At 71.7% G+C, this 12679-nt stretch carries 13 protein-coding genes and 1 pseudogene; 3 read left to right on the forward strand and 11 right to left on the reverse strand.

All coding sequences use genetic code 11. The features are described from left to right. The first annotated feature begins 45 nt into the window (after window positions 1-45). Window positions 46-1050: a helix-turn-helix domain-containing protein gene (locus ACWCRD_RS13270; RefSeq protein ID WP_450965968.1), complete on the forward strand. Its 1005-nt coding sequence runs from the start codon at window positions 46-48 to the stop codon at window positions 1048-1050. Between the two features lie 304 nt (window positions 1051-1354). Here ACWCRD_RS13270 and ACWCRD_RS13275 read toward each other — a convergent pair whose 3' ends face one another. Continuing rightward, window positions 1355-2278, reverse strand: a complete 924-nt coding sequence (locus ACWCRD_RS13275) for a zinc-binding dehydrogenase (protein WP_450965969.1) — start codon at window positions 2276-2278, stop codon at window positions 1355-1357. Between the two features lie 24 nt (window positions 2279-2302). On the opposite strand from ACWCRD_RS13275, the pseudogene ACWCRD_RS13280 reads away from it, so the two are divergent. Further along, window positions 2303-2449, forward strand: a pseudogene (locus tag ACWCRD_RS13280) (winged helix-turn-helix transcriptional regulator); the annotation flags it as partial. Between the two features lie 100 nt (window positions 2450-2549). Here ACWCRD_RS13280 and ACWCRD_RS13285 read toward each other — a convergent pair. From ACWCRD_RS13285 to ACWCRD_RS13305, 5 genes are all read right to left on the reverse strand, one after another. Continuing rightward, on the reverse strand, window positions 2550-4271 hold the full coding sequence (locus ACWCRD_RS13285) for an LCP family protein (protein ID WP_450965970.1): 1722 nt from the start codon (window positions 4269-4271) through the stop codon (window positions 2550-2552). 165 nt (window positions 4272-4436) lie between these two features. Next, window positions 4437-4724, reverse strand: coding sequence for a Sec-independent protein translocase subunit TatA (gene tatA / locus ACWCRD_RS13290; protein WP_450965971.1), 288 nt, complete (start codon window positions 4722-4724; stop codon window positions 4437-4439). A 33-nt stretch (window positions 4725-4757) separates the two neighbouring features. Continuing rightward, window positions 4758-7400, reverse strand: a complete 2643-nt coding sequence (mgtA, locus tag ACWCRD_RS13295; RefSeq protein ID WP_450965972.1) for a magnesium-translocating P-type ATPase — start codon at window positions 7398-7400, stop codon at window positions 4758-4760. Further along, complete coding sequence (locus ACWCRD_RS13300; protein WP_115908095.1) at window positions 7393-7755, reverse strand: metalloregulator ArsR/SmtB family transcription factor; 363 nt, start codon at window positions 7753-7755, stop codon at window positions 7393-7395. The genes mgtA and ACWCRD_RS13300 overlap by 8 nt, the downstream gene beginning before the upstream one ends. Window positions 7756-7802: 47 nt before the next feature. Further along, the gene (locus tag ACWCRD_RS13305) at window positions 7803-8081 is read right to left on the reverse strand and encodes a hypothetical protein (RefSeq protein ID WP_450965973.1); all 279 of its coding nucleotides are present in this window, start codon (window positions 8079-8081) and stop codon (window positions 7803-7805) included. Window positions 8082-8276: 195 nt separating this feature from the next. Here ACWCRD_RS13305 and ACWCRD_RS13310 point away from each other — a divergent pair, with 195 nt between their 5' ends. Next, entirely contained in the window at window positions 8277-9236 is a 960-nt protein-coding gene (locus tag ACWCRD_RS13310; protein ID WP_450965974.1) for a D-2-hydroxyacid dehydrogenase family protein, read from the forward strand. Window positions 9237-9249: 13 nt separating this feature from the next. On the opposite strand, the gene ACWCRD_RS13315 is transcribed toward ACWCRD_RS13310, so the two are convergent. The 5 genes from ACWCRD_RS13315 to ACWCRD_RS13335 all read right to left on the reverse strand — a co-directional run bounded on the left by ACWCRD_RS13315 (window position 9250) and on the right by ACWCRD_RS13335 (window position 12515). Beyond that, window positions 9250-10122, reverse strand: coding sequence for a tyrosinase family protein (locus ACWCRD_RS13315; RefSeq protein WP_450965975.1), 873 nt, complete (start codon window positions 10120-10122; stop codon window positions 9250-9252). After that, the gene (locus ACWCRD_RS13320; protein WP_450965976.1) at window positions 10106-10573 is read right to left on the reverse strand and encodes a tyrosinase family oxidase copper chaperone; all 468 of its coding nucleotides are present in this window, start codon (window positions 10571-10573) and stop codon (window positions 10106-10108) included. The genes ACWCRD_RS13315 and ACWCRD_RS13320 overlap by 17 nt, the downstream gene beginning before the upstream one ends. Window positions 10574-10707: 134 nt before the next feature. Continuing rightward, window positions 10708-11205, reverse strand: a complete 498-nt coding sequence (locus tag ACWCRD_RS13325) for a DUF5949 family protein (RefSeq protein ID WP_450965977.1) — start codon at window positions 11203-11205, stop codon at window positions 10708-10710. 74 nt (window positions 11206-11279) lie between these two features. Continuing rightward, on the reverse strand, window positions 11280-11759 hold the full coding sequence (locus tag ACWCRD_RS13330) for a hypothetical protein (RefSeq protein ID WP_450965978.1): 480 nt from the start codon (window positions 11757-11759) through the stop codon (window positions 11280-11282). 21 nt (window positions 11760-11780) lie between these two features. Then, a complete protein-coding gene (locus ACWCRD_RS13335) occupies window positions 11781-12515 on the reverse strand; it encodes a glycoside hydrolase family 16 protein (protein WP_450965979.1) in 735 nt (244 codons plus the stop codon). Window positions 12516-12679 lie beyond the last annotated feature (164 nt).

Raw genomic sequence — 12679 nt, forward strand, 5'->3', positions numbered from 1 at the left:
CCGGCCATTGACAGATCCGCCACTCACAGAGGCGCACCATCCGAGTTGCTGACCCGGGCCATCGACATGCTCGCGGAACTCACAAGTGCCGAGATCGCCGGAAGCTACCGCATCCTTGCGGAGACGGACGGGCCCACGCCGCTGGCGGAGTCCGACGTACACCTGGGGGCGGACGGAAATGCTGCCCTTCTTCTGGCCCTGGGCCTGGCCCATGTGCTGCCCCACGATCCGCCGATCCTGAAGGCCGCGGCGCCGGTTCCGGCCGTGGAGGCCGCCCTGGTCCACAAACGGCACGAGCTCGACGCCCAGTACGACATCATCGCCCGCGCCCAGCGAGAGGTGCTGCGGATCCGCCAACTGGCCGAAGAGCAGGCGCAGGACGCCTCCTCGCACAGACTCGCGCACGTGCTCACCGACTCCGACGACATCGCTGCCTTGTCCAACACGATCGGTACGGCGGCCGTCCGCGAGCATCTGACGCTGGAGACCTTCCAGTACGATCTTCCCCTCAAGGCGAGTTCGGCGCAGCCTCCCACGGCCGCATCGATCGCGCGGGGCGTGCGCAACCGGAGCATCTACGAGACGGCCTTTCTGAGCGATCCCGTGGGCGCCGAGATCGTCGAGCAATGTGCCGCTGCCGGCGAGGTCATACGACTCCTGCCGCAGCTGCCGATGAAGTTGAAGATCACGGACGGCTCGCAGGCGCTGTTGGCTCTCACACCGACCGGTTCCAGCGTGGCACTCCATCTCACATCGCCCGTCGCTGTGGAGGCGTTGCGCCACTATTTCGAACTCCTGTGGCGCGAGGCGCGTCCGCTGACCGGCGCTCCCCCGCCCAGCGACAGCGACCGTGAGCGGCAGCGCCACGAGATCGTCGCGCTGATGCGGCAGGGGTTCAAGGACGAAGCCATCGCCCGAAGGCTGGGGCTGACCCCGCGCACCGTGCGCCGACGCATCAGCGAGTTCATGGACGAGCTCTCGGCCGAGACCCGTTTCGCCGCAGGGGCAGAGGCACAGCGCCGCGGCTGGTTCGACGGCTCGGCCGAGTAGCTGCAACGCGACCGGGATCCGACGCCCGAGGGCATGGGCTTCCTTTGCCACCCCGTGGCGACCGCGGCCCACGAGTAGCGGGCCCATCGCCCGGGTGCTGATGACTCGTTCGGCGGCTGCCACGGCGAACGCCGCGGCAGCCGCCGGGAGCGCCCGCGGTGAGCGGTAGCGGCCGAGAACGCTCCTCCACCCTCACCTCGGCGCACATGCACAGGTCAGCGCCGTGCGCACGACCAGCCATGCTGTGCGGCTCCTGCCGGGGGCGCCCAGTCTCCGCCCTCCTTCGGGAGGGCGTTTTTGCTTGTCAGAGCGGGCTTCCCAGCGCCATGACCGCTTTCCCGAAGACACGGCGTCCACGGAGGGCCTCGGCGGCCTCGTCGAAGCGGTCCCAGGAGCCCTGCCAGCCGATCTCGACCGAGAGGACCCCCTCAGCGGCCAGCTCGGTGAGAACGGCCAGGTCCGCGCCGACCTCACCCTCGATGACGAAGGAGGTCAGCGACTTGGCCGGGCCGACGGTCGCATACGGCGCAAAGACCGCCGGTTCGCCGGAAGTCCAGCCGACGCTCTGCACGCTGCCGCCGGGAGCGAGCAGGTTCCATGCCGCGACCAGTTGAGAGCCGCCGACGCTGTCGATGACCACGTCGACCGGTCGGTGCAGACCCTCCAGCCCGATCAGCACCTCGTCGGCGCCGGCCTCGGTCAGCCCCTCTGCGCGGGCTGCCGAGCCCACCGACGCGATCACATGGGCACCGGCCCGCGCCGCCAGCTGGACCGCGAACCGGCCGACCCCGCCGGAGGCCCCGGTGACCAGCACCCTTTTGTCCGGTCCGAGCCCCGCGGCCCGCAGCGAGCGCAGTGCCGCCACTCCGGCGACCGGCAGAGCCGCGGCCTGCGCCGGCTCCAGTCCCTTCGGCACCTCGGCGAGCGCACCCACGTCGATCGCCACGCGCTCGGCGAACGCTCCCGCGGTCAGCGCCACCACCTGGGTGCCCACCGCCGGGCCCGTACCGTCGGCCGCGGCCTGAACGACCACGCCGGCGGCGTCCGAACCGAGCACCGCGCCCACGGGGACGCGCCCGGAGCGGGCGTCGTTGAGGTCGCCGTAGTTCAACGAGGCGTGGGAGACGTCCACCAGGACCTGGCCCGGGCCGGGCACCGGATCGGGCACCTCGGCGAGGCGGACGGCCGTGGATGCGGACGGATCGACGACGAGAGCACGAACAGGCATGTCTTCCCCCTTGGTTCACGACGTGTGACAGCAGTCATCATCGATGACCTTGCTCATCGGAAGGAGGCACTTTCACGGGCCATCAAGGGCATCAGCCGACGGATGCTCACCCTCAACCTGCGCCGGCTGGAGCGGGACGGACTCCTCGTCCGCACCGTGTGTCCGACGGTGGGCACCCGGCTTGTGACTCCCGAGCGACCGCCAGGGGCGACCCACCACGCATACGCGAAACCCCAGGGCCCGCTCGGGCGCCCTCTCGACAGGCGCTCGATCAGGGCGCCGAGTCCTCCTTGCCCCTGGCCGCCGCGTACGCCTGGGACGGCGTCATCGGCACCCCGTTGATCTGCACCGTCTTGTAGGGGCTGACCTTCGCGCAGCTCTTGGCCTTGTCTGCGGTCTGGGCGTGCGCGTCGGCGACCGCGGCGTGCGTGTCGGCGGGGGCGGCGGCCGACGAGCCGCCCGAGGAGCCGTACGCCGTGCCGCTCGGCCAGTCGCTGCCGATGACTAGGACCACGCCGCTGCTGCTGCCCTGGGTGAGGTGCGAGGTGGGCAGTCCGAGGGCGGAGGCCGCCGTCTGGGCCTCGGCCTTCTGCCCGGGGCCGTAGGTGATCGTCGTCCTCGACGACTGTGCGGGGGCGTTGCCCGTGGTGGTGTTCGAGCTGAAGCCCTTGGTGAGGAGGGCCTGCGCGATCACGGAGGCGCGGCCGCCGGTGGTGGTGCCGTTCTCGACCTGTACGGCGACCTCGGAGGCCGGCACGGTGGCCGCCGCCGACGGGGACGGGGACGCCGAGGACGTCGTCTTCTTGCCGCTGTCCGAGGTCAGGGACTGGTCGTTGGCGATGGTCGCGAACAGCGACCTCGCGGAGGCCGCGGGGACGACCCGGTCGGCGTTGGCCGGGTCGGCCGCGGTCTGCATCGTGGTGAACGTCATCCGCTTGGACGGGACCTTGTTCAGGTCGGTCGCCAGGTTCACGAGTCTGGTGACGCTGCCCAGGCCGGTGTCCACGGTCAGCGCCTTGGTGGCGGCGTCCGCCAGGGAGTAGACCTTCGTGGGGTCCGTCAGGGTGCCCGCGCTCTTGAACTTGCGGATCATGGCGCTGAGGAAGAGGTGCTGGGAGACGGTACGGCCCAGGTCGCTGCCGTCGCCGAAGCCGTGCCGGGAGCGGACGAACTCCAGCGCCGCGTCGCCCTGCAGGGTGTGGGTGCCCTTGGCGAGCTTCAGATGGGAGTAGGTGTCGTAGACGTTGTCGCTGACGCAGACGTCGACGCCGCCGACCGCGTCGGACATCTTCACCACTCCGGCGAAGTCGAGCATCACGAAGTGGTCGATGGTGATGCCGGTGAGCTGGTGAATGGTTTTGACCTGGCACGCGGGGCCGTACTGGAGCGCGCTGTTGATCTGCCCGTAGTAGCCGGACGTCGCCTGGCTGCTGTCCGGGTCCTTGCACGCGGGGACGCGGGTCATGGTGTCGCGCGGGACGCTCATCACGGTGGCGTTGGAGCGGTCGGCGGAGACGTGCACCACCATCTCCACGTCGGCGTTGTGCCCGACGGTCGCACTCGCTTTGCCGCAGCCGCCGCCCAGTTTGCAGTCGGCCGCGTTGTTCCGGCCGTCGGAGCCGATCACCAGGATGTTGATCGGGGTCCGCCCGAAGGCGTCGGCCTTCTCTTTCCCGCCGGCGCCGTCGTCGATCGCGACGCTCTTGATGTTGCCGTTCAGATGCTCGTACAGCCAGGCACCGGCTCCGGCGGTGACCAGGATCAGCGCCGCCACCGTGAACAGGGCTATGCGGGCGATCCTTCTGCGCCGGGCGACGGGCTTGGCCCGGCGGCCCGCGCCGCGCCCCCGGGAGCGCGCCGCCTGCCGGGCAGCCGCCCGGCCGCCCTGCGGTGGGCGGGACGTGCCGTCATCGGACTCGCGCTGACGGGGAACGCTTGCTGAACGATCTCGGGTGGCCGCATGGCCACGGTTTCCGCCCCAGGGGTCGCTCAACTCCCACTCCCTACGCTGTGGCCGACGCCAACCGACGGCGCCACGGCGCACCCCTCGGGTTGGTTGATTGCGCAATATAGCAAGCGTTATCCAGTTCGCAGGTGGGCTGTGTCACACCTCCCACCTGCGCCGGGCCGGTACGCCGTACCGGAATGCCTCTCCGGCTCAGCGAACCGTGCTGTCCTCGGAGACCGGACGGGCCGATGCGGCATCTCCCGGGGAGGACTGGATGACACGGGCGGCCGTCGTGTCGGAGGCGGGCTCGGACTGCGGCTGGGCGGCGGGGGCCGGGGCGGTGCCGTCCTCCTTCATCGCCTTCGCCTCGCTCTTGAGGATGCGCATGGACTTGCCGAGACCGCGGGCGGCCTCGGGCAGCTTCTTGGAGCCGAACAGCACGATGATGACGATCGCCAGGACCAGCAGGTGCCAGGGTTCCAGTCCGTTGCGGAGCATCCCGCCCACCCCTTCTCACTTCTCGCATGGTTGCTACGTTGCGCAACTGTACAACCAAGGCGCCCTTCTGACAGCCATCAGTCCGACGGTGTACAGCGCGAGTACGGCGGCCAGCAGAAGGTAGTAGAGGAGCGGCAGCGGGGTCAGTCCGAGCAGCGAGCCGAGCGGGGAGACCGGCAGCAGCAGTCCTACGGCGGCCAGCGCGCCCGCCGCCCAGCCGATCGGCCCGGGTCCGCGCCCCGCCGCGAGGCGCCCCGTGCGCAGCAGGACCATCACCAGGGCCTGGGTGAGCAGGTTCTCGGTGAACCAGCCGGAGTGGAACACCGCCCGGTCGTCCAGCCCCCCGGGTCCGTGCAGGGCCAGCTCCAGCACGCCGAAGGTGGCCAGGTCGGCGACCGCGTTGAGGACGCCGAAGCCGATGATGAAGCGCAGCAGGGCGCGCGGGCGCAGCAGCGTCGGGCGGCGCAGCACGGACGGATGGGGCCGGTCGTGCGCGAAGGCCAGCTGGGCGGCGTCGAAGCACAGGTTCTGCGCCAGGACCTGGGCCGGCAGCATCGGCAGGAAGGGCAGCAGGAGGCCTGCCGCGAGCATCGCGATGACGTTGCCGAGGTTGGAGGAGAGGGTGATGCGCAGATACGTGGCGATGTTGCCGCCCGAGTACCGTCCGGCCGCGATGCTGTGGTCGATCGCGGTGAGGTCTTTGTCGGCCAGGACCACGTCGGCGCTCTCCCGGGCGACGGCCACGGCGTCCCGCGGTGCGATGCCGACGTCGGCCGCGCGCAGGGCGGGCAGGTCGTTGACCCCGTCGCCGAGGTAGCCGACGGTGTGCCCGCCGGCCCGCAGGGCGGCGGCGAAGCGGGCCTTGTGCGCGGGGGTGCAGCGGGCGAGGACGACGGTGCGGGCGGCGGCCGCGGTGAGTTCGGCGTCGGTGAGGGGGTCGATGGCGTCGGCGGTGAGGACACCGTCCTGCGGTACGGCGATCCCCAGGTCCCGGCAGGCGCGGACGGCGGTGCCCGGGTGGTCGCCGGTGAGGATCCTCACAGCGACACCCCGGTCGGCGAGGACCTTCAGCGCTTCGGCGGCGGTGGGGGCCAGCGCGTCCTTGAAGGTGACGAAGCCCCGGAAGTCCAGGCCGCGTTCGTCGGCGGCGGTGTACTCGCGGATCCGCGCGGGACGCTGCGCGGTGGCGACGGCCAGCACCCGCAGCCCGTCGTCCGCGTGCCGCGCCGCGAGCGCGAGCAGTTCCCCGCGCCGGCCGTCCTCCAGGACGCAACGCTCCAGGACGGCCTCGGCGGCCCCCTTGACGACCAGGGTGTGCGTGCCGAGCCGCCCCGGCGTGCGGACGACGGCGGTCGCAAGGCGGCGCAGCGGATCGAACGGAAGGGCCGCCACCCCGTCGTACGCCATGGCATCGACCTCTTCGTCCCCGCCTGCCGCGTCCAGGACCGCGTCGTCGAGGGCGTCCGGGGCGGGCAGGTCGGCGAGCTGCAGGGTCCACCAGGCGTTCACCGCGGCCCAGTGCAGCACCTCGGGGTCGTCCCGGCCGTCCGGGCCGAGGGCCTGGTGGAGGACCGGCCGGTCCTGGGTGAGCGTGCCGGTCTTGTCGAGGCACAGCACGTCGACGGCGCCGAGGTCGTGCAGCGCGGGCAGCCGCTTGACGATCACACCGTGGCTGCGGGCCAGCAGCGAGGCGCCGCGCGCGAGGCACATGGTGACGATGACCGGCAGCATCTCCGGCGTCAGCCCGACCGCCACCGCCACCGCGTACGGCAGGGTCTCCAGACCGCGGTCGCGCAGCGCGGCATTGGCCATCAGGACCAGCGGCGGGGTCAGCAGCATGAACCGGATGAGGATCCAGGAGATGCCGTGCACGGACCGGTCGAAGGCGCTGGCCTCGGGCCGGGCCTCGCCACGGCCGTGCGCCGCGGCGAACCGGGTCCGCGCGCCGGTCGCCACGACGACCGCGGTGGCACTGCCGGACGCGACACTGCTGCCCTGGAAGCAGAGCTCGGGCCGGTCGAACAGACCACCGCCCGGCACGCCCGCCCCATCGGCGGCGTCCTTCGCCACGGGGGCCGACTCACCCGTGAGCACGGCCTGATGCACGGTCAGGCCCTGCGCCCGCAGCAGTCGTACGTCGGCGGGCACCAGGTCGCCGGGTCCGAGCCGGATCACATCGCCCGGCACCAGCTCGTCCACCGGGATCTCCCGGGCGTCCGGCGGCAGATCCTCGTCGGCGCGGCGCAGAACGGTGGCGGTGGTGGCGACCAGGCTGCGCAGTGCGGCCATCGACCGGCCGGCCCGGTGCTCCCCCGACGTGCGCAGCACACAGCTCACGGCGACCAGCAGGAGGATCACACAGGCGGTGCCCCAGGAGGCGACGGCCGCCGACACCAGCCCGAGGCACAGCAGCACGGCGGTGAACGGATCGCGCAGACTGCGCAGCAGCACCCTGGGCCAGGAGGCTTCCCGGTGCGTCGGCAGCGTGTTGGCCCCGAAGCGGGCCTGCCGCTCCTCGGCCTGCGCCTCCGTCAGCCCGCGCGGCCCGCTGTCCAGGCGTCGCAGCGTCTGCAGCAGGGTCGAAGGGCCCTGCCCCGCATCGGCGACCGGTCCGGGCCCTCCCGCGGAGTCGAACGCCCCGGGCTCGGGTTCCGGGGCCGCGCTGCTGTCAGCCACCGGCCCCGCGCAGCGCGTGCACGGACGCGGACGACCCGTCGGCACGCGCAGCCAGCTGCCCCACCATCACCCGGACCACGGTCACGACGTCGGGATCGTCGACGAAGTAGATCTGCCGCCGTCCCTCCCGCCGGGACCGCACGAGCCCCGCGAGCTTCAGCTTCGCCAGGTGCTGGCTGACCGCGGGCAGGGCCCCGCCCACCCGGTCGGCGAGGTGGGTGACATCGCTCTCGCCCTGCGCCAGCGCCCACACGAGGTGCAGCCGGGCCGAGGAGGCCAGCAGTCCGAAGGCGGCGGCCGCCTCAGCCAGTACCTCGGCGGACGGATCCTCGAAGCCCCCGATGTCTGCCGCCACAGTCCTCTCCCGTCCCACCCGATAGCCGCACCGCGTGCCGGACCAGTCTAGGTGTCCGGCTGTGCCCGGACCTCCGTCTCGGCGGCACCTGCCGCCGCGTCGTCCGGCTCGGGTCGGCCGCGCGCCGCCATCAGGAGCCAGGCGACGTCGCCGACGGCCGTCCCGGCGGCCACCGCCCCGGCGACCAGGCCCGCCGTGATCAGCCCCTGTCCGACGTAGGGCCGCCCGGCGAACGCACCCGCTCCGAACCCGAGGAACAGGAACACGGCCGCGGCAACGGCCGGCACACCGGTCACGAGCATCGCCCGTACACACACGAACCGCATGTATCTCCCCGATGGATGGACGCCTGCGGCATGGAGTGGCGAGTGTAATGGTTCTCGGCTTGCGCAATCTTTAAAGGCTTACTTGATCTACGCGTACTCGATCAACGCGTGATCGAGTGGCTGACCGATCCGCTCATGCGCGACCATTGCTGATCACGCCCTGCCACCCGACCCCGCCGACGAAAGGGACCCGCCGTGCGGCTGCGCTGCGCTGTGCTCGACGACTTCCAGCAGGTGGCGACGGAGCTCGCCGACTGGTCACCCGTGGCCGACCGGGTGGATGCCGTCAGCTTCGCCGAACACTTCGACACCGAGGACGCACTCGCCTCCGCCCTGCATGACTTCGACATCGTCGTCACCCTGCGCGAGCGCGTTCCCTTCCCAGCCTCACTGCTCGCCCGCCTGCCCCGGCTGAAGCTGCTCGTCGCCTCCGGCATGCGCAACAGCGTCATCGACCACGCCGCCGCCGAGGCGCACGGCGTCACCGTGTGCGGCACGGCGAGCACCTCGACCCCGCCCGTCGAACTGACCTGGGCGTTGCTGCTCGGCCTCGCCCGCTCCATCGTGGAGGAGAACAACTCCCTGCGTTCCGGCGGCCCCTGGCAGCAGACGGTGGGCGCCGACCTGCACGGCCGCCGCCTGGGACTGCTCGGCCTCGGCAAGATCGGCAGCCGGGTCGCCCGGGTCGGCACCGCCTTCGGCATGCACGTCAGCGCCTGGAGCCAGAACCTCACCAAGGAGTACGCCGACGAGGTGGGCGTAGAACTCGCCGCCTCCAAGGAGGAGTTGCTGGCCGGCAGCGACTACGTCTCCGTCCACCTGGCCCTGAGCGAGCGCACCCGCGGCCTGCTCGGCCCCGCCGAACTCGCCCTCCTCAAGCCCACCGCCTATCTGATCAACACCTCCCGCGCCGCGATCGTCGACCAGGACGCCCTGCTCGCCGCCCTGTACGAGGGCCGGATCGCCGGCGCGGGCGTCGACGTCTTCGACATCGAGCCCCTCCCCGCCGACCACCCGATGCGCACGGCTCCCCGTCTGCTCGCCACACCGCACCTCGGCTATGTGTCGCGGGCGAACTACGAGACGTACTACCGGGAGGCGGTGGAGGACATCCGGGCCTTCCTGGACGGGGCACCGGTACGCCGGCTGGGCTGAAACGAGGGATCGGTCAGGCGTAGCGGTAGATCCGGCTCACGTCCTCCATCTCGTCCGGTGTCACCCCCCACGGCGGCATCGGCTCGTGCCGGGCGACGATGCGCCCGCGCTGCCCGCTGCGGGGGCCTGGCTGCTGGGCCGGCAGATAGCGCGGGGCGCCGTTCCTGTGCAGTCGCTGCCAGCGGGTCCACTGCAGGTCGACGAAGGCGTGGTGCAGCCAGAACACGGGGTCGTTGACGGAGGCACCACCGAGCATGGCACCGCCGACCCAGCGGTGGACGCGGTTGTGATTGCGCCAGGCGACGCCGTCCTGTCCGGTCCCCCAGCCCTCCAGCTTGTTGCGGAACCCCTCGTCGCAGGTGGAGTCCCAGGGCGAGGTGTCGTAGACCGGGTCGGCGAGCGCCTCCTGGAGCTCCTCCTCGGTCGGCAGTTCGATGGGGTCGTCGGCCCGGCCCAGGTCCCGGGTGAGGAACTCGACGTCGATGATGCCCTCCCGGATGCGCCAGTAGCCCTGCGCGTAGGCGAAGGGCCCACTGACCACCTGGTGGTCGGAGCTGCGCCCGTTGCCGCCGAGGAGGTCGTCGCTCCAGGGCACGGAGGTCGTCGAACGGTCCCGCGTCCAGTCCCAGTACGGCACCGTCACCGACGGGTCGACCCGTTGCAGCGCCCGCTCGAGGTCCAGCAGGAAGCGGCGGTGCCAGGGCAGGAAGGAGGGCCCCATGTGGGCGGGACGCAGGCCGGTCTCGCCGTCGGCCTGGTAGTACGCGATGTGCACCCGCACGAACTCGTCGTACTCCCCCCGCCATTTGATCTGGAGCAGCGCGTTGACGAGCCGCCGCCGCTCGTCGCGCGTCAGCGTGCTCACGTCTTTACGCACGTACGCCATGGCGTTCCCCCATGTGCAGGTGGCTTCCGTCGAGCAGGCCCGGCGCCAGGTCGCGCAGCCGCTGCCCGGGGCCGAGCTCGTCGACGGCCGCCCGGGTGGCCTCCAGCAGGGTCCGGTACGAGCAGTAGTGGTTGACCATGCTCAGCCAGCTGCCGTCGGAGCGGCGCATCAGATGCAGCGGGCGGCCGTCCACGGTGACCTGCCACGCACGGCCGTCGGCGCCGCACCCCGGGGCGGGGAGCAGGGCACCCCGGATGCGACGGCCACGGTAGATCTCGTCGAAGGCCGACTCGGCTGCCTCCCCGGCGGCTTCTGCGGACCGCGGGGCGCGCGAGGTGGCGAGGACGGGGGTGAGGGCGAGCGCGGCGAGGCAGGCGAGCACCCGGCGCCTTATCGCCCGCCATCCCGGCGGCTCGGCGCCCCTCGGTACTCCACCGGCACTGACGACCATGGCTCGCTCCCTCGTAGGGTCAACACCAGTACGTTCATACGATGCTGCGCCCACGCGGAAGCTCGGCGGAGCCGGTACGTCAGCTCGTCCATAAATCCCACAAACGGGTCAGGATCGGCAGGCCGACGAAGCGCTCAGCGCGGGGTGAGGGCCGGCAGCAGCACATGCGCGGCGGCCCTCAGGGTCTGCTCGGCGCCGGCGAAGGCGGCCAGCGCCGCGGGCTCGATCGGCCGGCCCGGCCTGCCCTCGGGCCAGGGGCGGGTGGTGAACACGAGATAGGCGTAACCGCGTGCGGCGACCGCCGCGAGCCACTGCGGCGGAGCGGCGCACCGCGCGCCCAGCTCCGGCATGGTGACGAAGGCCTGCCCGGCCTCGAGGAACAGGCTGACGGCGATCCGGTTTTCGGTGGTGCCGTCGACGAGGCGCCCGCCGACCCGCAGCCCGTTGCCCGCCAGCAGCCCCTCGACCGCGGCGGACGTCGCCTGCGGACCTCCCTCGGCGTCCCCGAGGGAGTAGGCCAGCAGATACGGCAGGTCGCCTCCGTCGGCGGCGGCACCGCTCCAGGGCAGCACGACGAGGGTGCCGAGGTCGGTCATGCGGAAGGGGCGCGTCTCGGTCGGGGTTGAGGTCATCGCGCGACCTTATCGACGGGCCACCGAACGGCCCGCTGCCTTCTCACCCGAATGACCGACGGGCCGGGCGAGGTTCACCCGACCGTTGCCGCCGCGGCGAGGACCTTGCCCAGGGCGCTCACCATGCCGCTGACGGCCGGGGGGACCTTTTCGGCGTCGCCGGAGGTGGCGGCCACGATCAGGGCGTCGACCGCCTTCTTCAGAGCGGCCAGCGCGTCCCCCTTGACCGCCTTGGTCCTCAGCGGGGTGGCCTTGGCGATGGCGTCCTTGACGGCGTCGCCGAGCTTCTGCGCCTCGACGACGGAGAGCTGGCCGCCGTCGGCCTTCAGTACGGCGTTGAGCAGTCTGGCGACCGGGGTGAGCACACCGCCGACGTCGCCGAGCTTCTTGATCTGCGGGATCAGTTCGTCCGCCCCGGGGACGGGTCCCAGGGACGACGTGCGGGCGCGTTCCCGTGCGGAGCCGGCCGCGACGGCGGCCGGGGCGGCGATGCCGACCAGGAGGGCGGCGCTCAGAGCGACGGACGCGATACGCCGTGCGGGCAGTGCACGCATGGGGGCTCCTTTCGAGAACACTCAGCGGTAGACGCGAAGGTGGGCGACGGCGAAGGTGAGGGGGCCCGGACCGGAGGGGGCCGGGTGGTACCGGCCGGCGCTCAGCGACAGATTGAGGATCAGATACGCCGACCAGTCGGCGCCCACTCCGGTGCGGTCGCGGAAGACCCGCTCGCCGTTGACGTACCAGTCGACGGATCGCTCTCCGTAACAGCTGCCGATGGTCACCCACTCGTCCGGGGCGATCGCGTCGGCATCCGTGTGATAGGCGCAGCCGTGGTTGACGTGGTTGGACAGCTCCAGCAGGTGCGGGTTGTCGGGGTGGTACTCGAAGGTGTCGATCTCGTTGCCGCCGTCCTTCCAGGTCCACAGCGCCGGCCAGGCGCCGGTCCCGGAGGGCAGTTTGACCCGGGTCTCGGCGTAGTCACCGGTGCGCACCTGGAACCCCTCGGCGGAGTACTCGGTGGTGAGCAGGCCGGTGTGCCAGGCCTGCAGGCCGTTCTCGAGGGCGTGGCCGGCCGGGGAGGCGGTGAAGGTGGCCACGCCTTCGGAGACGGTCACGCAGCCGGGGCTGAGCCAGTCCAGCTTGTTGTCGTCCGGATTGTGGTTGCCGTAGCGGTAGGCGCTGGTTCTGTCGCCGACCCATTTGGTCCCCCAGGCGATGGGGGCGTCGAACTCCTCCGACCAGGTGAGCGACTTGCCGGTGGCGATGGCAGGGGACGCGGTCGGCATGGGCTGGGCGCTGTCGGCGGTCATGGCGGTGAGGGTAGGGCCGCGAAGCGGCCGCCCCGGCCGAAGCGGCGGCTGCACCGCTGGAATTGCTCTTTCACACTACCCATCCGGTCGAAACCGCACCCACCATACGATCAATTGATTCACCGACCATGTGAATCCCTTTGACGACACCGTAAGCAAAGCAT

The sequence above is a fragment of the Streptomyces sp. NPDC002092 genome, from assembly GCF_053593775.1.